The 18608-nt window shown below is 56.4% G+C and carries 19 protein-coding genes and 1 pseudogene; 4 read left to right on the forward strand and 16 right to left on the reverse strand.

Annotated features, from left to right (window positions below; translation table 11 throughout):
* Nucleotides 1-47: 47 nt before the first annotated feature.
* Nucleotides 48-248, forward strand: a complete 201-nt coding sequence (locus CKV99_RS14815; RefSeq protein WP_143063403.1) for a hypothetical protein — start codon at nt 48-50, stop codon at nt 246-248.
* A 30-nt stretch (nt 249-278) separates the two neighbouring features.
* Here the strand turns inward: CKV99_RS14815 and CKV99_RS10225 are convergent, their stop codons facing one another.
* The 6 genes from CKV99_RS10225 to CKV99_RS10250 all read right to left on the reverse strand — a co-directional run bounded on the left by CKV99_RS10225 (nt 279) and on the right by CKV99_RS10250 (nt 5035).
* On the reverse strand, nt 279-668 hold the full coding sequence (locus tag CKV99_RS10225) for a type II toxin-antitoxin system death-on-curing family toxin (RefSeq protein ID WP_092256630.1): 390 nt from the start codon (nt 666-668) through the stop codon (nt 279-281).
* Complete coding sequence (locus CKV99_RS10230; protein WP_092256633.1) at nt 665-871, reverse strand: hypothetical protein; 207 nt, start codon at nt 869-871, stop codon at nt 665-667. The genes CKV99_RS10225 and CKV99_RS10230 overlap by 4 nt, the downstream gene beginning before the upstream one ends.
* 286 nt (nt 872-1157) lie before the next feature.
* Entirely contained in the window at nt 1158-2354 is a 1197-nt protein-coding gene (locus CKV99_RS10235; RefSeq protein WP_092256636.1) for an ATP-binding protein, read from the reverse strand.
* Nucleotides 2355-2382: 28 nt separating this feature from the next.
* A complete protein-coding gene (locus CKV99_RS10240) occupies nt 2383-3168 on the reverse strand; it encodes a hypothetical protein (RefSeq protein ID WP_092256809.1) in 786 nt (261 codons plus the stop codon).
* A 378-nt stretch (nt 3169-3546) separates the two neighbouring features.
* Nucleotides 3547-4290, reverse strand: coding sequence for a MerR family transcriptional regulator (locus CKV99_RS10245; RefSeq protein WP_092256639.1), 744 nt, complete (start codon nt 4288-4290; stop codon nt 3547-3549).
* Nucleotides 4291-4345: 55 nt separating this feature from the next.
* Nucleotides 4346-5035 carry a demethylmenaquinone methyltransferase gene (locus tag CKV99_RS10250; RefSeq protein WP_092256642.1) on the reverse strand — a complete coding sequence of 230 codons (690 nt, stop codon included), beginning with the start codon at nt 5033-5035 and terminating at the stop codon, nt 4346-4348.
* A gap of 413 nt (nt 5036-5448) precedes the next feature.
* On the opposite strand from CKV99_RS10250, the gene CKV99_RS10255 reads away from it, so the two are divergent.
* Complete coding sequence (locus CKV99_RS10255) at nt 5449-6423, forward strand: hypothetical protein (protein WP_092256644.1); 975 nt, start codon at nt 5449-5451, stop codon at nt 6421-6423.
* Nucleotides 6420-6620, forward strand: coding sequence for a hypothetical protein (locus CKV99_RS10260; RefSeq protein WP_092256648.1), 201 nt, complete (start codon nt 6420-6422; stop codon nt 6618-6620). The genes CKV99_RS10255 and CKV99_RS10260 overlap by 4 nt, the downstream gene beginning before the upstream one ends.
* A 337-nt stretch (nt 6621-6957) precedes the next feature.
* Here CKV99_RS10260 and CKV99_RS10265 read toward each other — a convergent pair whose 3' ends face one another.
* From CKV99_RS10265 to CKV99_RS14575, 3 genes are all read right to left on the reverse strand, one after another.
* On the reverse strand, nt 6958-7719 hold the full coding sequence (locus CKV99_RS10265; protein ID WP_157728429.1) for a hypothetical protein: 762 nt from the start codon (nt 7717-7719) through the stop codon (nt 6958-6960).
* Between the two features lie 162 nt (nt 7720-7881).
* Nucleotides 7882-8736, reverse strand: a complete 855-nt coding sequence (locus CKV99_RS10270) for a hypothetical protein (RefSeq protein ID WP_092256654.1) — start codon at nt 8734-8736, stop codon at nt 7882-7884.
* A 91-nt stretch (nt 8737-8827) separates the two neighbouring features.
* Nucleotides 8828-9172, reverse strand: coding sequence for a YdcF family protein (locus tag CKV99_RS14575; protein ID WP_197697184.1), 345 nt, complete (start codon nt 9170-9172; stop codon nt 8828-8830).
* Here CKV99_RS14575 and CKV99_RS15165 point away from each other — a divergent pair.
* Nucleotides 9153-9416 (forward strand): annotated as a pseudogene (locus CKV99_RS15165) (IS1634 family transposase); the annotation flags it as partial. The gene CKV99_RS14575 and the pseudogene CKV99_RS15165 overlap by 20 nt on opposite strands.
* A 412-nt stretch (nt 9417-9828) precedes the next feature.
* Here CKV99_RS15165 and CKV99_RS10290 read toward each other — a convergent pair.
* From CKV99_RS10290 to CKV99_RS10320, 7 genes are all read right to left on the reverse strand, one after another.
* Entirely contained in the window at nt 9829-10926 is a 1098-nt protein-coding gene (locus tag CKV99_RS10290; protein ID WP_231910011.1) for a hypothetical protein, read from the reverse strand.
* Nucleotides 10927-11229: 303 nt separating this feature from the next.
* Nucleotides 11230-11523 carry an addiction module antidote protein gene (locus tag CKV99_RS10295; protein WP_092256657.1) on the reverse strand — a complete coding sequence of 98 codons (294 nt, stop codon included), beginning with the start codon at nt 11521-11523 and terminating at the stop codon, nt 11230-11232.
* Nucleotides 11514-11675: a type II toxin-antitoxin system RelE/ParE family toxin gene (locus CKV99_RS10300; RefSeq protein ID WP_092256659.1), complete on the reverse strand. Its 162-nt coding sequence runs from the start codon at nt 11673-11675 to the stop codon at nt 11514-11516. Before CKV99_RS10300 ends, CKV99_RS10295 begins: the two co-directional genes overlap by 10 nt.
* Nucleotides 11676-12041: 366 nt before the next feature.
* Nucleotides 12042-12785: a thioesterase II family protein gene (locus CKV99_RS10305; protein WP_092256662.1), complete on the reverse strand. Its 744-nt coding sequence runs from the start codon at nt 12783-12785 to the stop codon at nt 12042-12044.
* Nucleotides 12782-16648, reverse strand: coding sequence for a non-ribosomal peptide synthetase (locus CKV99_RS10310; RefSeq protein WP_092256665.1), 3867 nt, complete (start codon nt 16646-16648; stop codon nt 12782-12784). Before CKV99_RS10310 ends, CKV99_RS10305 begins: the two co-directional genes overlap by 4 nt.
* A 4-nt stretch (nt 16649-16652) precedes the next feature.
* Nucleotides 16653-16901 carry a phosphopantetheine-binding protein gene (locus CKV99_RS10315; protein ID WP_092256668.1) on the reverse strand — a complete coding sequence of 83 codons (249 nt, stop codon included), beginning with the start codon at nt 16899-16901 and terminating at the stop codon, nt 16653-16655.
* A 19-nt stretch (nt 16902-16920) separates the two neighbouring features.
* A complete protein-coding gene (locus CKV99_RS10320) occupies nt 16921-18588 on the reverse strand; it encodes a (2,3-dihydroxybenzoyl)adenylate synthase (protein ID WP_092256671.1) in 1668 nt (555 codons plus the stop codon).
* Nucleotides 18589-18608 lie beyond the last annotated feature (20 nt).

An 18608-nucleotide genomic window follows, 5' to 3' on the forward strand; every position in this document is an offset into this window, starting at 1 on the left:
ATCATAAATTCAGGAGGCCATCAGATTCAGAGAGGGCGCGTTGCCTGATGATCTCGCCACCGATCGCGACAACCGGGATTTCTGACATGCCTGCCAGCCTTGTAGGCCCGGGTGGTGCCCACGATCTTCATACTGACAATTTCATACTGTCAATGTGGACGCGCTTCGGCGGCGCGTCGACCACATACTCCCATCCTGGACCTACGCGCGAGCGGCCGCCTGCCCGCTACCAGTCGATGCGCCGGTGACATTTGCTACTTTTGCTCTGTGCTCATACCTCACAGGTTAGGTGGCGTCGCGGCCAACTGACGCAGTCTTGCTGCGATCGCCTCCACATCCGGGTGGTGCGTGGCAACCTCAACCATTGGGTCAAACCACTGGTCATCAGAAATAGAACGGTCATCCACCCCGTATGACCTCAGCAGCAGGGACACTAACAGAACACCGAGCCGTTTGTTACCGTCCAACAAGGGATGGCTGGACTCGATGCTGTCGAGCAGCGCCCCCGCCTTGTGCCAAACATCCGCGTACAGCTCCTCGCCGGCGAAGGTTACCCATGGCCTATCCAGTGCAGACGCCAGAAGTCCCCAATCCCTGGCATGAAACCCGTGGTCTTCAAGCCAGGGACGTAAGGCCTCTAACCGAAACAGATCCCGTGGTTCTGTCATGCGTTCTTGAGACGTTCCATCAGGCCACTACGGCTGGCGAAGATGTCGTCGAGTTCTCGGGCTGCGACCTGACGTGCCTGGTTGCTCTCCCACTGCTTTTTGATCAAACCGGTGATCACCTGCTGTTTAGATGTACCGGCCGCCGTGGCCAGGTCAGTGAGCTGCCTATCTTGTTCTGGAGTCAGTCGAAGGTTGATACCCATGCCTAAACGGTACCATTGTGGTACCGTCGGGGATAGGATTACGCTGCGGAGAGGCTTGCGCCTCGTTCTCTTCTTTGCGCTGCGCACGCTACTCGAACTCATTCGAACACGGTTTCTTCACCATCGTCAAGGTCATCGTCCGTGAGGCCGAATTTCTCCATCAAGTCCTCGTGGGCGATCAACTGGGTTCGCTAGTCACGGTAGCGAGACGACGATACGCTTCTGCGACGAGAATCTCATCTACCTGGTCTTCTGGCAGGTCGAGCATCATTAATCGCCCCCTTTACTATCCTTTACTATCTTTACTATCTGGACCATTATTACTGCTCAGGACACCCATAGCTTCAGCAGCAACATGGTCTAAGAGGTACTCCCTCATGTACGGGAGCTCAAAATCAACATATCCGTATGCTGTGCTAGCAATCATCTCAGCTTCAATCAGCCGACGTCGATAAGTACCTGCATATTGCGGATCGATGCCTAACCTCTCCGATATGTCCGCCATTCGTGAGGGACCGTCATCCTGCGCCATAGCCAGTAAGAACGTGCGATCAACGTCAGATAAATCAGCCAAAGCTGGTGCGTGAACTAGTTGTCCGAGTTTCCTCCGAGCCGCACCCTTAGCCTCCTTGGCGGAATCAATATCGATAACTGTGCCATTCCGTTTCAGAAATGCTTGTTGGCCCATAAGCTGGATCATGAACGGGTAACCACCACAAGCTTTCGTGGCCAATCCAAGCGCGTCGGGATCCCATGAAAATCCAGTACCGGTTAGTGGCTCGTCGAGAGCTTTCTTAACCTCATCATCCGACACCAACCCAAGCTCAATTTTGTTAGCCCGACGCAAGAAAGTCACCGGATTGCGCGCTTCATCGCTGGCCAGCAAAGGTTTCACAGCTTGGGGGATACCTGCCATCGCTACAGCGATTTCACGGTCCTCGCGCACCAAATGCTGTACCGTTGCGCCAAATTCTCGGATTTCGTCGCTTTGACTGTAGTGCAGCTCATCAACAGTAATCAGCAGACCAACCGGGCCCTGCCCCAGTTTTTCGTCAAGTTGCGCTTGCAGGTCAAGAAAGTCCGTGATCGCTTGACGCAAACTCAGCTTTAGCTGGTAGGTCTCAGCATCCGCAAACTGAATGCTGAAGATTTGTGGCACTGCGATTCCAGTTAACACCTTCTCATGATCGCGCAGATGCTTAGAAGCGAGAGTAAAAACCGCGTCTTTAATTCGCTCAGTGAAATTGGCGGTGGCGGTTTCAGAAATTACCCACCATCCTTGCACACGGGCAACATCCTCAAACTCATTGAGCAGCACAGTCTTGCCTACACCACGCAGACCTGTTACCAACGAGATACGTTCGTGGGTACCAGGACCGTTGGCAAGAGCATCATCGAAATCTTGGATTTCATTTTGTCGACCAGCCAAATATGGAGGACTGGAACCTAAAGTAGCGCGAAATGGGTTGTGAACTCGGACCATGCTGCCTAGCCTGGCGAAACCCCCTTTACTATCCTTTACTATCTTTACTATCTTCCACATTCTCCCTGCTCAGCGCGTCTTTACGTTGCGTGCGGGTGCCGTGTTTGAGCACCCACGCACAGTGGTCGGTGACGGGTGGCTGCGACCACTCGTCGACAAGCTCAGTGAACAACCATTCCGCATCTTTGTACAGGTCATTGAGGTTGTTGGCGACCGATTTTTGGATCGTGCGGTCAGAATCATCCTTCAGGTTGCCAAGCAGTTGGCGGTACTCGTCGACAAAGTCTAGGCACACCAGCGACTTCTTCGCCCACGGCAGCCGCGGCCGCACACACTCGCTGGCCAGCCTACGGATCCGCTGATTGTCATCCACACTCCACTCCACCATCCGCCGCATCGTCTCCCCCGGCCGGTATTCCAGCAGCGGGCGCATCGCATACTCGCCGGTGAAACACTTGGTCAGCTCGCGACAAAACTCGAGGCTGGCCTCATAGTTTTGCGTCCCTTGCTTTTCGACGAATCGCCCCACCGGCCACAGCCACCAACCGGCAGTAAACATTCCCAGACTTCCGGGCAACTCTGGGCCCAAGATTTTGGTGAAGGTGGCTAGTTGCTGCTCGTAGGAGCCCGGCACCGTCTGCGCGAGCGCTTCCGCGAGGATTTCTTGGCGCGCCCCAAATTCCAGTGTTTCCAGCGCGGGTAGCACATGTTGCAGGAATTCCTGCTGGTCAAATCCGGGTTCGGCTGCTGCTATTTTGTCGGCAAGGCCATGCGCATAGTCCGCGTCATAGTGGTCCTTCAGCTTGGTAGCCATAGGTTCAGCGTAATGGAGCCGCCGGGTTGTTGCGCGGGTGTTGCGCGGCTTCACGGGAATACAAAGTGTCGGGTGGTTTTACTTCAACCTGACTGGAAGCGGTCGCTAGATTTTCAAAAATGGGCACTTTTAGCCCGTTTTCTCAAAATCTAGCGACCGCCGACCAAAAATAAGCACACCGGTTGAGGTCAAGCTTGGGCACCGCAAAGAGGTTGTCGATCGGGCTGCATCAAGCCTTGTGAAGTTCGCAGATTCTTTACCAGAACCCGCCACCCTGCTGGTTATTACGGGCGGGGGCCTGTCCTACCGTCGGCCCGATGGGGTTAACGTTGTCGCTATCGGTGAGCTAGGCCCCTAACAGTGCTAGGCCCCTAACTACTACCAGCGTGGCCCCTCCACTCCTTCAGCGCGCGCCTGGGCTTCCACCAGTTCAAGCAGAAAGTGCTGGGTGCCAGCAAATGCCTCCTCGAAGCGCGGGTCGGTGACATACATTTCCGCCAACAGCCACTGACGCTCGCGAGGGCAGTCGTACCAGCGGCTTATCGACGCCCTATGCTGCTCCACCAGCTCAAACGCCTCGTGACTGCCGGGCTGAACACCGCTATTGCGGGCCATGGCGAGAGCAGCCGCAAGTTCTTGCTGCTCTTCCCGGACCTCAGCCAGATCAGCAGTGCCAACAGCTTCCTCCGCTTGCTCCCATTCCGGGGTGTCACCCCACCGCTGCTCAGCTTCCTGCTGGTAAGCGGGCATGTGATCACCAAAATAACTAATCAGATCTTTCATGAGATCCTCTCCTTTCTTGTAGGTGTTCAGAAGATGATCAACCATCGCCAGTTGTTCGTGCAGATTCTCCTGGCGCCGCAGCAGTTCAGCCCGATGGGCGGCGAGTGCCTGGTGGATGGTGGGGGCGGTGGCGTCGACAAGCTCTTTGATCGAAGCCAGAGACATTCCGGTACTGCGATACAAGACAATGAGCGCGCCACGCTGCAGGTCGCTATCCGAGTAGAGCCGGTAGCCGGACCAGGTGCGCCCGCTTGGGGTCAATAAGCCCAGGCTGTCCCAATGGCGTAGCGCTTTGGGTGTGACGCCGAGGGCCTCAGCTGCTTCTGAAATGGTGATCATGGTTCCTAGTGTGGAGGTTGCCGCGACGGCAAGGTCAAGCTACGGCCCCGTGACCCTAAACGGGCTTGGTTGCCGCGTGCATCGCCACGATGCCGAAGGTGAGGTTTTGCCACCCGCAGTCCTGCCAACCATTGGCGTTAATCTCAGCGGCAAGACCTTCTTGGTCTGGCCAGGCACGTATCGACTCCGCCAGGTACTCATACGCAGGCGCGTTGGAGCTGACCACCTTCGCGATCGCCGGTAGTGCCCGCATCAGGTACTCCTTGTAGATCGTGGAGAACACCGGCACCACAGGGGTGGAAAACTCGTTAACCACCAGTGTTCCGCCCGGCTTAGTCACCCGCGCCATCTCACGCAGACCCGCCCGAAAATCATGGATATTGCGCAGCCCATAGGAAATGGTCACAGCGTCGAAGGACTCGTCGTCGAAAGGCAACTGCATCGCATCGCCCACCACCATGGGCACGTCCCGCTCCCGGCCAGCCTCCAGCATGCCCTGGGAGAAGTCGCAGGCCACGCACCACGCCCCGGACTTCGCAAGCTCCACCGTGCTCACCGCAGTACCCGCCGCGAGGTCCAGTACTTTCTGCCCCGGCTTCAGATTGAGGCGCTGCCGGGTCCGTTTGCGCCAGTACCGATCCTGCCCGAACGACAGGATCGTGTTCGTGATGTCATAGTTCTTGCCCACATCGTCGAACATTCCCGCGACGTCGAAGGGTTGCTTATCCAGATTCGCCTTGGCCATAGCACGCCAGTGTAGTTGACGCTCTCTTTCCGTAGCGCGCCAGCGCCACCGGTCGGCGCGTGCCAGCGCTACCGGTCGGCGCGTGCCAGCGCTACCGGTCGGCGCGTGCCAGCGCTACCGGTCGGCGCGTGCCGACGACACTCTGCACCGCTGCCCCGCAAAGCAACGCGACAAAAGTGCGATACTTTATTTCATGTCAACAGTGCCCACCCGAACAAGAAAGACCCGCCGCAGGCCAGTAATCGCCCTGGCGGTTCTCGTTAGCGTCGCAATTGTCGCGCTCCTTGGAGCGTGGTGGTGGAAAAATCGCGCACCGGGTGGGCACCACCTAGAGTTTTCTGCACCGGATGCCGCCCAGATGTGGCTGACGGCTGACTACGGCACCGATCCGAATCGGTATTCAGGCTGTTCGCGTGCCTGGGCACGTCCTCGCGGTGAGTTCGGATTCTTCCACCGCCCTCGTTGGCTGCGGGCATGCTAGTGATGGTGCCCATCACCCGGCAGGCTCCTTTACGCTGCGCGGAATACGCCTAGAAACGGGGCAGACCCTATGGACGCTTGATCTTCCGGCGGACACAGCCTGGCCACCTAACGAGCGTTTTCTCGCAACCATTGGCGATGAGGCTCTGTTTAACTTCCCCCGCAACTCACCCGAAGGCCCAGGCATTTACTCGGTTGATATTACAACCGGGAAGATCAAGAAGCTCTACACCACCGACAAACATCACGCCATGCAGTTCATTGGAACCGCTACCGGCGGCGACCTACTGTTTTCCGCCAGGGCCCTCTCCGCAGAAGGCCCCCTCAGCTTGTCTCAGCCGATCACGCACATTCTGCGTATCTCCCCTTCCGGGGAACTCGTCTATAACAGCCAGTTGCCGCCAGGGGCTTTCGGCGCATACATAAACGGTTCCGATAACGATGGGTTCAATTGCAGGATCGTCGGCGACACTGTTGCTTGTCACGGCGCGGTCGAAGAGCCACACAACGATATCGGCTGGGTTTTTCTAGCTGCTGACACCGGGGAGGTTTCTTCCTTCGTACCCACGCTTTATGCCGATAACGTGTATCTGGTGTGCGATGCCTATCTCCTGCACACCGACGGGACCTGGCAGGCGAAAAGCTATGACGGGGAAGATTTGAACACCACCATTGAGCAATTAACGGCGGTTTACCCGCTTGAGGGTAGTTCTGCGTGTGTCAGCCTGGATGCTTATCGACGCCTCACTAACACCACCAAAAACTATGGGTCTGTAGTCGTCGATGCTGCTGGACGTGTCACCGCGTACCATGACCGCACCTACCCTTCGCAGCGTCGGCTGAATTTCGCGGGGTCCGATGCCACCAGATCTGCGGAACCTGATTCGTTGGGGGCGGACCATTTGTGAGCGCTAACAGTGAACTTTTTGCCGAGAAAAAATCTAACGCTGTGGAGTTCTTCAACGCAGAGAACTCGTCTCACTCATTTCCTGCACAAGGGCCGGTCACTTTGTCTAACGGAATTCTCGCCATCAGGCTGTACTCGGATGCGCCAGAGGACCCCAGCGCGGAATCCATCGTCTTCCTGCCCCAAGAGTTTTCATAACCAGTGAAGCATTTACGGGACTTATGCGGCAAAATCAAGATACGACCCTGGAGTAAAGACCATAGATACTCCTTCAACACCTGGTTGATGAGCTAAGCCAAAAATAGCATCTGATCCGCGCAACAGGCTAGTGAACTACCCAACAGTTAAATTTTGCAATAGTACCCGGCACCACGGTCTCGTTTATCTTTCAGCACCACTAGCGTCTGCAGGGCGCTACCAGCGGTGTGCGCGATGCTGCGCCTGGCTTCCACAATTTTTTGTTAGTTTTCTTGCTGTAGTGTTGTGGCCTGGGTGTTTGGTGGCGGGTGGGGGTGTTTTTGGGGACTAGGCGAGGTTAGGAAAGGCTCGAGCTTCCACGGTCAGGGCTAGTCCCCAGGAACAGCTCCAAAATTGGCAGGAATGGCATCATTAGCAGTCCGGTGAAGAAGTGCCAAATGGCCTGGAAGCCTTGGCCAAGGAAGCTGCTGGCAGCACCGGTTTCGCCCCGCTTGATGGCTTCGCCAGCGTTGTCGAATCCGTGCAGCGGGTCATTGACTTCGTCGTCCCCGGTCCACACGTCGCTTTTCGGCAGGGCCGGGGATTCGTCGTTAAGCGTGCGGCCTTCAGCGCAGGCCTGGAAGGCCTCATGCCACGTCTTGTTGTACTCGTTGAATTTCGCCATGTAGGCGTTGTAGGCCGCGGTGTCGATGGCAGTGTACGGCTCCGAGAAGCCCTTCACCGCGCCGTCGAAGGCAGGGTGGTTTGCCTCGTGGTAGCCGTTATTCATCTGGTCAAGGTAGCTTTTCGCCTGGCTGTGACCGTACTTCTTCGACAGCGCCTGCAAGCCGCCGTAGGAAGGCACGTCGCCGAAGCGGGCGTTCATCATCACTGCGGTGCCCAGCGATTCGCTCTCGCCGGTGTTGAAGCCGTGGGCCTTCGCCATCTCGTCGACGCGGTTGATGGTGTCCCAGGCCCACTGTGGGTTTTCGTAAGCCGACGGCTGGTTGGGCGTGGACTTGCCGCATTCGATCAGCTTGTCCATGTCCGCTGCAGCTTCGGGCACGGCCTGCTTTGCGCGGGGGTTGAACACGTCGCGGTAGGCGGCGTAGGTTGCCATTTCGCGCTGAGCGTCCGCTTCGGTGGCTTGGAGTTCGCAGCCGCCCGCATCGAGCGGGGTCACGTCAAAGCGTGGGCAGGGGCGGTGGCAAGGCTGCAGGTTAGAGCAGCGGCGATGGTGGTAGTGGGGAGCTTCTTCATGTGTGTTTCGCTTTCTTTCGCTTTACGACGAGAACATGGTCGGCAGACCAAGTCCCGAGAGGGTGGATTTCACGGATTCAATGAGGAATTTCAGCGCTTGCGGGAACTGGCCCTTCATCAGTGCCTGGACGGCATTCTGGAAGCCAGCGCCAGCAGCGCCTTGGTAGAGCATGTCGGCTGGGTATTCCGGGGCGGGCAGCGGGGTGGCGTCGTCGTGAAGCGCGCGTGATTGGGCACACGCATTGAGCGCCTCGGTCTCGCGGGCCTGGTACGCCTGCGCGGCAGGGCCGGCTGCGTGAAGTGCATCGGTGCGAATGGCCGCCATGGCCTCCGATTGGCCGTACTTAGTTGGCGCGTCGGTGACCACGGTGGTGGTCATCCCGTACTGGCCGCCAGTTCGTCCTGCCCAGTCCTTGGCTTGGGCGTAACCCCACTGGCCTTGGTAGTTGCGCAGCTGTTCTTGGTTTACCGGAGCTGAGCCGGCGTTGACATAGAGCAGGTACATGCCTACGCCGCCGGGGTATCCTGCGTTGGCGGCATCCGCGGCGGCGGTGACACGTTCGATGGCCGCCTGGATGTTGGCCGGCGGTTGGGTGGTGGAATCCTGGGTTGCGCGACCGTGGGCTGCGATGGCGTCCACATCGGCGGCGCGGACACCTGCGATGCGCTCCTTGACCAGGCGGTTGACCTGATCGGCGAAGGCACGTTCGGAATCACGAAGTACTGCGACATCACCTTGGGTGGCGGTGAGGTGACAGCCACCGTAGGCGAAAGGCTCGACAGTAAACGCGTGGGCCGGGGTGGTGAGGGGGATAGTCAGAGCCACAGCCAGGGCAGCTGCAACTAAGGGACGGGTGGGAGTAGGTGAAGGAGTCATGGGGTGCCTTTCAGGGTCCAAGCGAGACTCAGAACATGGACATCAGTCCCGCTACTTTTCTGATCGCATGCACCTATGGGAGTGTTACATCCTACCCAAGCACGGCCTTGAGTGTGCGCCACAGCACCCGGGTGATCGAATGCGGCAGCGCAATGATCACCCGGGGGTAGTTCCTCAGTTTTGATTCCGGCGGTGTCGGCGCTTCGACCACCTCGATGGGAATGCCCAAGTGCCACGCCCACACTTTTGTGCGCAGCGCGTGGAAGTTGTTGGTGACTACGGTGAGCTGCGTGGGTTCGTCGAGAAGCGCCCATGCCCGACAGGTGCGCCCCTGGCTTCCACAATTTTTTAGTTTTCTGGCTGTAGTGTTGTGGCCTGGGTGTTTGGTGGCGGGTGGGGTGGGGTCCGACCCCGACGTGCCTGCCACAGACATCATCAACTTCTACCACGAGCTCTATCACATTGAAAATGCCTTCCGTATGGCAAAAACTGACCTAAAAGCACGACCCATCTTCCACCACACCGAAGAGTCCATCCGGGCACACATCACCGTCGTGTTAGCTGCCTTAGCAATATCAAAGCATATCTATCTGACCTGCGGGATCACCGCCCCGAAATTAGTTCAACGCCTCAACACCTACCGTCATGCAGTCATAGAAGCCGGTTGGAGCCGACTCACTCGTCAGCAGGATCAGCAGCGGACGCCACATAGAAATCGGCGACTTCGACATGCGGCAACACCTAGCAACCATCCGTAACACCGCCGACGACTAACCGCACCGCCAGCCCGCCCACACCACGACGGGCTGGCCCTACCAACAACCCGGAATACCACCCCGACCAAGTCCCCGGAACACCCCTACCAACTACGCGCACTCAGCACTCATCCTTGGGTATTCCCCACTCTATTGGGACAGCTTTGCGCAAAACATCTTGGAGTGACGTGTCGAGATTATCAAGTGCGCCGATTGCTTTATTCCCCGATTCCTCAGGAATCGCCTTACGTATAATGGCCGCATCCGCTGGCTATGGAAGCCATGAGGGGTGTTGAATTACTCCGTGAATTCCTCTCTGGAAGCGGCCACTACTGTTTTAAAGGAGGTCCCACACGTCGTCCGCGTAACGTATCTTTTGGATACTGGTATACCTCTGTTTACGAACGAACGCGGAAGACTTCCCTTTCCGTGTATTCAACAGCGGTGTTTTGATAGAGACGTGATCTGGGCCGTTTGCCGAAAGCATGAATACCTGATACCGGCCTTCAGTCCACAGTCCGCCTGTAAGACCATCCTGCATGACCTTCCCCAGCTGACGCTCTTCTCGGACGTTGCTCGACTGCAATCGGGTCGCCTCAGTAGTGTTCCAGAGAAGATTATCGTACCGTTTTTTAATTCTCGGGATGTCAGGCTTCACTTCTCGGTCAGCATAAAACGCCATATGAGTTACATTTTGAAAGAAGCGCCCCGCCTGACAAATAAAGGCATGTGATTGTTGATAGAATGGCCAAGCGTCATTTGCTGGCACGATAACTGTGTCCATGGTGATGGTGGAAGCAGGTCTTTCCGCGACGACATCACTAGTGCGATCTACTCGTCTCATCCATCCTGCAGCATCCTTATTTATAAAGCTAGCGAGCCTAAAGACAGCTTCCATCTCGAAGCCGATATCGACCTGAAGGAGCGAATCATGATGCGCAACCCGATTGCGAAACTTCCTTATTCGCTCAACGAGTGCAGAGACCTCCTTGCGGTTGCCTGAACCGTAAGGGAAAGCTCGATGCAAAGTTTGACGCCACAATTCGTCATATTTTGATCCGAACCATCCAGACCAGAACCCGAACGAGAGGCCAGCCACTATCTGGTCGCGGGTCTCCCGTTTCAATTTACGCAGCCGAGCACGGACTGTTTCAATGCTCTCAGCTTGAGCTGTGTAGTACGGGGGCAAGAGGAACCACGGAATTCCTTTGGCTGTTTCGTCCACGTAGGCGGATAGTTGAGAATCGACCGCATGGCGTAGTAAAACCTCGAGGTGGGCTAGCTGTTCTAAGGCAGCGCCAGCCATTTGGGCATTCCAAGAATACAGCTCGAGAGCGACGTTTGTGTTTCCCTGGGCCGCATCCATGTAGGGCCGTAGGCGCGGTTCTGAAAAACTTTCCAGAACTGAGAACTCTTGCTGTTCTTGATCTGACATTAGAAATGCTACATTAGGGGACGGACGCCTCGGTGTTGCCTCTACTTAGCTAGTTTCGACTGGTTAAGCATGCACCCGAGGCTGTAATTTTCCTCTGAAGCTATGGCTTAATTCCCACGGCTCACAAACGCACCCCGCAACCCTTCACTCCCATTCATGTGAACCACTTGCCTACCCAGCACCACACAGAAATTCCTCTGATAAAATTCGGAGACGGAATAGCTACTGAACATTTCTTAAATCATCAGTAGCACTGTAACCCGCGCGCACTTAACTCTGGTGTATAACCCCAAGCTCTCTTACTTACGCTAAAGCGTTGGCTTTGACTTCGACCTTCAGTCCGAGTGCAGCGAGAACCTTTGTGACGGTCTGCCAGGACGGGTTTCCGTTTTCGGAAAGCGACTTGTAGAGAGACTCGCGTCCAACACCGGCTTCTCGCGCGATAGCGGTCATACCACGCGCTTTGGCGACATCACCAAGTGCGGCCTGCCAGAGAGCCGGGTCGCCATCTTCGAGTGCTGCGTTCAGGTAGGCAGCAATATCTTCTTTGGTTTCAAGGTATTCGCTGGCATCCCAGGTGCTGATCTTTACTCCCATGATCCCTCCTTAATAATTTCTGTTGCAAGGCGTTTAGCTTTTGCTATGTCACGCTGCTGGGTGGATTTATCGCCGCCAATGACTAGCAGCATGATTTGGTTTCCTCTTGCCATGTAGTAGATCCGATAGCCAGGGCCGACGTGAATTCGCATCTCAAAAAGTGTATCCCAACGGATACACTTGCGCAATGGGGTATGGATCGCAAGAGGTTGAGGATTCTCCTGCTAAGGGCGTTGTGAAACATCCTGTCTCAACCTCCTGGCGTGCACCCAAAACTGCACCTCTGCACCCAAAATTCGGCCTGTTTTCCAGATGTTCACTACACGCGCGCACGGCCAAACTGTCATAGTAGACAGTTTCCCTTTGCCGTCACACGCCTACCAGGTAAAAGGACGCTACATTAACCGCGCATTCCCCCAATTACCAGGATAGGATAGCTACTTCGCATCCCCAGCGCGCCTGCCTCACGCAAGATACAATGGTTGCGTCGCATCACGTGAACCGAAAATCCATTGCCTTCACCGATGGTCTTTCTCCAATGCGTGGCGCAAAACACGCACCCATTGTTCATGGTCTTGCCTGATTGCGTCATGGTCACCGGCAAGCTTCACTTCCATGATTGTACCTCGAATTCGGTCTTTCCACCCAGCCATCTGCTCCAATGTTGCGGCTGGATCACTGTCCCCACACATCAAGATGGCGTTGGCTTGGACCACACCCGGGGCGCACGGCGAGGCCGAAAGTGCCAGATCTGCCCTCAAAGTCTTTGCCACCATACGGGCAAGCTCCGGGTGACGGGTCACCATATCAGGTATTCCCCCAAGGTGGGTTACCCACGATAGTAGTTCTTCCTGCGTGGAGGTCAGATGGTCGGGCGCACGAGGAGCGCGCCCGGTGATGTCGTTATTGCGTGCGCTCAGTACTAGCCATCGTGCAGGGGAAACAAGCACCATTTCGAAAGCGATTTGTACCCCGACACTGTGCCCCACAAACACGGCATCTGCCCACTCAGACGGGGTCAGGATGTCGCGGAGTTCGTCGACAAGCATCCCTACTAACTCTGTGCGCGAAGTCATGAACGGTAGGCTCATCGACCGGCCCCGCCCAGGGTATTCTGCGGCCAGGATACGGTGGTGTGGCAACTCTCCTACCAGAAATCTCCAATACTGGGCGTTGGCTGCGGCGGGCGCAAAGCACACTATTGGTGCCGCAGTATCTGGTGCGCCAGCACACGGCACGGTATTCAGCTCTACGAAACTCATGCCAGTAGCTTTCCTATCCGATCAAGCCCCACCGGTGAGACCAACCCTGGGTGCGTGAGTTCAAGCGCAACCTTATCTACGGTTTCCGCGTAGGGCATCCAACTATCGGGGCTGAAGGGCACATCATTATCCAGGGCTTGAACATGAGTCATTCGGCCGGCATACACACGTGTGTCATGGGTGCGCATGATCGCTGCGTTACTCAAAATCACCTGCGTGATAGACTGCAATTCCTGCCGTGTGAGCTGGGAAAACGCACCTTTGTTTCCATGGAGTACCGCCACCGCATGGTCAAAGGAAATCTCCTTCTCCTCGGGTTTGATGCCCGCCATATGTAACAAACCAAGGTGTATTTCCCCTGCGGTAGGTTCTGGTACGCCTGCCCAGGCGTGGGCCGGATAGGCGTCGAGAAGCAAAAGCTTGTGCACCGTGGTTGGGCTGAGCATGCAAGCAACCTCCTGCGCGATGATGCCGCCTACGGACCAACCCACAAGATCGATCGGCTGATCGGCAGGAACGTGCTTGCGAACGTCCTCAACCACAGCTCGTGCGGCTGCGGTAACCGACCGTGGCTGGGCACCCATTAATCCTGGCGATTGCACAAGATACAACCCGCGCCCGGGCTCCAGTCGTGCCGCGAGAGGGGCATACGCCCAACCTACGCCACCCGCCGGGTACACGCACACCACTGGCACACCACGTGCGTGCGGTACGATTTCGACCCAACTGGAAAAACTCCGCCTTGGCTGATCGGCAGTGCGACTCCAGAGCGTTGCTTGTTGACGAATACTCGGCCGGGCGAAAACATCAGCCACCCGCACCTCTGGGGCCCCGTCAATTGCGCTGAGTCCTACTGCTACTTCCACCGCGCTTAACGAGGTCCCACCGAGGGCGAAGAAATTGTCGCTCACCGATAGGGCCTCTAGATTCACACCCAGTGCTGTGGCCCATACGTCGGCGATGGCACGCTCGATGTCATTACCCGGCACCCTCCGTTGCACTGACGAGGATACTTCCTGCGGCAAGGGTAGCGCCTGAACATCCAACTTGCCATTCACCGTCAATGGGAGGTGCGCCACGGTGAAGAAGAACTGTGGCACCATGTAGGCAGCCAGCTGGGAACCGATCCGTTCGCGTACCGTATCAAGCAGTGTGGTGTTAGGCTGTGGGTAAGGCTGCTCCGGTACCACATAGGCCATGAGGTGATGCGCGCCGTGAAACTCGCGCAGCTGGACCGTGCACGACCTCACGCCATCTACCTGCATGATTTGATATTCAACTTCTCCAAGTTCGACCCGCTGACCACGAATTTTCACTTGATTGTCTACTCGCCCCTGGTAGGCTAGTACCCCTTGTGGCAGCCAAGTAACAATATCGCCCGTGTTGTACCACCGGGTTGCTGTGGCCACGGGCCACACGTGGTGGATGAACGCCGTTTCGGTCAACTCAGGACGGGCGACGTAACCATCGGCTAATTGCACACCTCCGAGGTACAAGACCCCCGGAGTGCCAACGGCCACGGGCCGAAGGAATCGGTCCACAACCGTACATTGAGTGTTCGCTACCGGGGCACCAATCGGAATAAACTCGTCCGTCTCACGCACCCAGTACGCAGTCACATCAATGGAGGCTTCTGTTGGGCCATACAGATTAACCACATCAACCTGCAGGTTCTCACGTGCCTGTCCTGCAGTATGGGCATCAAGGGCTTCACCAGAGGTGACTACGGTGCGCAGGCTTGAGCGTGCAACCTGTGCTGCGGGGACTGAAAGAAAAGCCTTCAGCGCACTGGGCACAAAGTGACACACCGTCACCTCATAGGTGGCTATCTCTTCAGCCAAGCGCTGCGGTTCGCGGTGTACGTGTTCAGACCCAATGGCAATCGGAATCCCGTGTGTTAAAGGAAGCAAGAACTCCCACACCGACACATCGAAAGAACAGGCAGTCTTTTGCATCAGGGTGTCGGTGGGGCGAAGCTCTAACGCATCCACCATCCATTGCAAGCGATTGATTATGCCTTCCTGGTTGTTTTGCACGCCTTTTGGTTGGCCCGTCGAACCAGAGGTGAACAAGACATAGGCAGGGTCACTAGCCTTCGCATGCGCCAGATCTAGTCCTTTCAGAACAACGGCTTCAGAAACATCATGACATGCCACGTTGCCTGCCGAATCCCACCGGTAATCGGCATCAATGATCACTTCCGGGCAAACAATTTCGATCATATAGTCGCGGCGTGCCAGGGGGATGTCCATCGCGATGGGCAACCAATAACCCCCTGTAGCCACCACTGCCGCCACCGTCAGGAACTGCTCCACTCCGCGTGGCAAATGAACGGCCACACATACACCCGGCCCGACTCCTCGGTGATGTAGCAACTTCGCCCGCCTGTCTATTTCTGCGTAGAGCTCCCGCCAGGTCAGTGTTGTACCCGCAGCTTTCAGTGCGATGTCGGAAGCGTTGCGTTGCAGCACCTGCGCCCTGCTCGCATGATAGGCGGCCACGAGGGTGGAGTGGCGCGGTGGCGTGGTCTTCGTCTGGTTCCAGCTTGCTAGCTGCTCGGTTTCCTCCGGCAGCAGCAGGTCAACCTGGCTCAATCTATCGTCGGGAAGCAGCTCAGCTACTTTTTCAACGAAGCGCACAAACCTAGCCACATGCTGGTCTAGCACCGCCTTCTGCTTGGCGCTGGTGTAGCAAAATACGATAACGTCATAACCACCATCGGTGGTGGTTTGGCAGATGAACTCTGCGTCCTTGATAGGGCCTACTGCCAACGTCTGCCACGTTGCTTGAACGCTGCCAACCGTAATAGTCTGGTTAAACGGGCGCACGTTCATATTGGGGCCGTGGAGATTTACTGCGGGATCCGCAATTGCTTTATCACGGCGTAAATTTTCCACTCGGTACCGTGAGTGCGCGCGCAACCGTTCCAGAGTATGAGAAGCGTCGATCACCTCATCGCGCAGAGTGGCTTGCTGGGCCTGATAATGAAACGGCAGTACCGTCACCGCTGGTTCAAGGCCGATCTCCCGGACACCCAAAGCCCGATTCATGTGCGGAACACCAATGCTTACCTCCTCTTGCCCAGTAACCCAACTGTAGTAGTGAGCAAGCAGCACATTTAACAGCTGAGTTTCCCCGACCAGGTGGTTGGCAGTCTTGGAAATCCCGCGCATTGTCTCGCGCAAACGTACGCGCGTCTGTTGGCTGATAGAGCCTTGACCGCGCAGCAATTGTGGCCCCGGCGGCATCAACCTGGGATGTGGACCAGAAACATCAATGTCGCGCCAAGAGGCCCGATCTCGTTCAAAGTCTTGCGAGCGCTCGTAGGCTTCAGCCACCTCCACTATCGCTTCTTGGCGAAGAAATGGTGGTGGCGAGGTTGGAATGGGCACCTGATTAGCCAGCCGCCGTCCCTCATAGCTGTGCAGAATCCAGCGCACAAGCGCCTGAATAGCAAACCCATCACACACCATATGGTGGAACCTGGCCAGCCATACCAGATCCTGCCCATCACCAATAAGCACATGGCCTGTCAGTTGCTCACCGGATAGTTCAGGTGAACTGGGAACCTGAACAAATTCGCTCACCTTCGGGATAGCAGGATCGTCCGCCCGGTAGCACTGCACACTCACAGGCTGCGGACGCGAGGTATCAAGCACCGGATGGCCATCGTCGTGCTCCCGAAACACTCCATGGAATACCGGCAGCTGTTCCAAACAGTCCCGAATGGTATCGGCCAGCAATGTGGCATCCATCGAGTGAGTAAAGGTGATTTTCTCCGCGCATTGAAAACTCGCGGAATTCAACTCGTACTGCTGGGCAAACCACAATGAGGTTTGCGCTGGTGAAAGGCGGTAAAACATTGGATTATCCTTGCAAGGAGGCCAATTCGTCCTCCCACTCGCCCAATGTGGATAACTCACTTAAGCGAAAGAAGTCAACGTCGAAGCCCGCTGCACGCCAATCTTCTACCAACATGACTAAACGCATGGAATCCAGCCCGCAATCCAACAACACGACCTGCCTGGTCAGGTCACCAACAGAACAGTCAAGCGCAGCAGCAATATCAGCGCGGATGCGCTCTACGGTCAAAGAATCAGGTTGAGATGCTGTCATTTATATTTGTATTCCTTCTTTAATCTTTACTAAGAGTGGTCAAAAGTCGACGCCGAAGTTCTTTCCTGCTCAGTTTGCCCACCCCAGTAGTTGGGAACGTTGAGGTAAGCACCACCTGGTCAGGAATTTTGAAAATGGCCAGGCCACGATCACGCAGGAAGTCCCGGATTAAGTCGTCGGTAAGCGCCTGCTCTGTCAAAATAAACGCACAGGAACGTTCTCCACGCAACTCGTCGGGCACTCCTACAACCGCCACATCCAGCACACCCGGATACGCCAGCAGATGGTTTTCAATTTCCTCGGCCGATATCTTCTCCCCACTGCGATTAATCTGATCTTTATCGCGCCCCTCCACCACCAGGTGCCCGCTAGGAAGGCGACGCACAATGTCACCCGTGCGGTAAAAACCGTCCTCGGTGAAACTTCCGGCATCTACCCCGCCAATATAGCCACGGATGGTGTACGGGCCACGGGTAAATAAATGCCCCCGTTGGCCGAGACTTACAGGCTCACCCACATCATTAACAATGAGCACCTCATCTGCCGGGCTAATAGGCCGCCCCTGAGAAGTAACGGTCAACTCAAAATCGTCTTGCCTACGCGTATAGTTGACCAGCCCTTCCGCCATGCCGAAAACCTGCTGGAGCTGGCACCCAAGCTCTGGGGTGATCCGCCGCGCCGCCTCCTCATTAAGCTTCGCACCGCCGACCTGCAAAAGCTGCAAACTGGAAATATCCCGCTCAATCTTCGGTTTCGTCGCCAACCACGTCATGGCCAGCGGCGGCACAAGAGCAGTAATGCTGATACGTTCTTCCTCAATGAGCTTAAAACATGTCGACGGCGACGGATCCCGGGCAAACACCACCGTCGCCGCCGCCCACACCGCACCTAAAATACCTGGCGAGCTCATGGTGAAATTGTGCGCAGCAGGCAATACCACCAACATGCGGGTGTGATCACCTAGCTGGCAAATCTCAACCGATTCCCTCACGGAATACAAATAATCCGCATGGGTACGCGGAATCAGCTTCGGGGTACCCGTCGTGCCCCCAGAAAGCTGCAGGAAAGCTAAGCTTTCTGGATGAAGCTGGGCGGGTTGCTGAACACTGTCGGGTGGGGTAGTAACCTGCGCACAATCGAGCCACGCATGATCCTTATCTACCGTCTCCTGATCCCCTACCACAACAACGGTTAGATCTGGGTGCCGCGCCTTGATCTGACAGGCAAGTTCCTGAAAGTCGAATCCTGCAAACTTCTGGCACGTAATCAACGCCGTGGCTTGCGACATCTTCACAAAATGGGTCAGTTCAGCTTCCCGGTGCGCGGGCAAGGTAAACACCGGAATTGCCCCCAGGTGGAACACGGCGAACAGCGCCACCATATATTCCGTCACATTGGGCAGCTGCACCAGCACCCGATCACGTGGCTGCACTCCCGCCTGCGCCAATTGGGCGGAGGCGTTACGGATCCGAGTGAGCAGTTCCCGGTAGCTAAAACGCTCATACAACCCAGCGGTGGTATGCCCCACCACGGCTTCTTTCTCCGGATGTGCCCGGGCAGTATCGCTAACCAGGCTGGCCAGCGTGTCATCATTCCAGTACCCCGCTGCGCGATAAGCGTGCGCGAACTCTGCAGGATAGAACCTTCTTTCCGGATGGAAATCATCACGGTCACACTGGTTTTCCACTAATGTCTCACCTTACTCCC

The organism is Corynebacterium cystitidis (genome assembly GCF_900187295.1).
GTDB classification, from domain to species: domain Bacteria; phylum Actinomycetota; class Actinomycetes; order Mycobacteriales; family Mycobacteriaceae; genus Corynebacterium; species Corynebacterium cystitidis.

Excerpts from the sequence above, each read along its gene's own strand:
- CKV99_RS14815 (WP_143063403.1), top strand. The coding sequence starts at position 48 with ATGATCTCGCCACCGATCGCGACAACCGGGATTTCTGACATGCCTGCC.
- CKV99_RS10225 (WP_092256630.1), bottom strand. The coding sequence starts at position 668 with ATGACAGAACCACGGGATCTGTTTCGGTTAGAGGCCTTACGTCCCTGG.
- CKV99_RS10230 (WP_092256633.1), bottom strand. The coding sequence starts at position 871 with ATGGGTATCAACCTTCGACTGACTCCAGAACAAGATAGGCAGCTCACT.
- CKV99_RS10235 (WP_092256636.1), bottom strand. The coding sequence starts at position 2,354 with ATGGTCCGAGTTCACAACCCATTTCGCGCTACTTTAGGTTCCAGTCCT.
- CKV99_RS10240 (WP_092256809.1), bottom strand. The coding sequence starts at position 3,168 with ATGGCTACCAAGCTGAAGGACCACTATGACGCGGACTATGCGCATGGC.
- CKV99_RS10245 (WP_092256639.1), bottom strand. The coding sequence starts at position 4,290 with ATGATCACCATTTCAGAAGCAGCTGAGGCCCTCGGCGTCACACCCAAA.
- CKV99_RS10250 (WP_092256642.1), bottom strand. The coding sequence starts at position 5,035 with ATGGCCAAGGCGAATCTGGATAAGCAACCCTTCGACGTCGCGGGAATG.
- CKV99_RS10265 (WP_157728429.1), bottom strand. The coding sequence starts at position 7,719 with ATGGCAACCTACGCCGCCTACCGCGACGTGTTCAACCCCCGCGCAAAG.
- CKV99_RS10270 (WP_092256654.1), bottom strand. The coding sequence starts at position 8,736 with ATGACTCCTTCACCTACTCCCACCCGTCCCTTAGTTGCAGCTGCCCTG.
- CKV99_RS14575 (WP_197697184.1), bottom strand. The coding sequence starts at position 9,172 with ATGATGTCTGTGGCAGGCACGTCGGGGTCGGACCCCACCCCACCCGCC.
- CKV99_RS10290 (WP_231910011.1), bottom strand. The coding sequence starts at position 10,926 with ATGTCAGATCAAGAACAGCAAGAGTTCTCAGTTCTGGAAAGTTTTTCA.
- CKV99_RS10295 (WP_092256657.1), bottom strand. The coding sequence starts at position 11,523 with ATGGGAGTAAAGATCAGCACCTGGGATGCCAGCGAATACCTTGAAACC.
- CKV99_RS10300 (WP_092256659.1), bottom strand. The coding sequence starts at position 11,675 with ATGCGAATTCACGTCGGCCCTGGCTATCGGATCTACTACATGGCAAGA.
- CKV99_RS10305 (WP_092256662.1), bottom strand. The coding sequence starts at position 12,785 with ATGAGTTTCGTAGAGCTGAATACCGTGCCGTGTGCTGGCGCACCAGAT.
- CKV99_RS10310 (WP_092256665.1), bottom strand. The coding sequence starts at position 16,648 with ATGTTTTACCGCCTTTCACCAGCGCAAACCTCATTGTGGTTTGCCCAG.
- CKV99_RS10315 (WP_092256668.1), bottom strand. The coding sequence starts at position 16,901 with ATGACAGCATCTCAACCTGATTCTTTGACCGTAGAGCGCATCCGCGCT.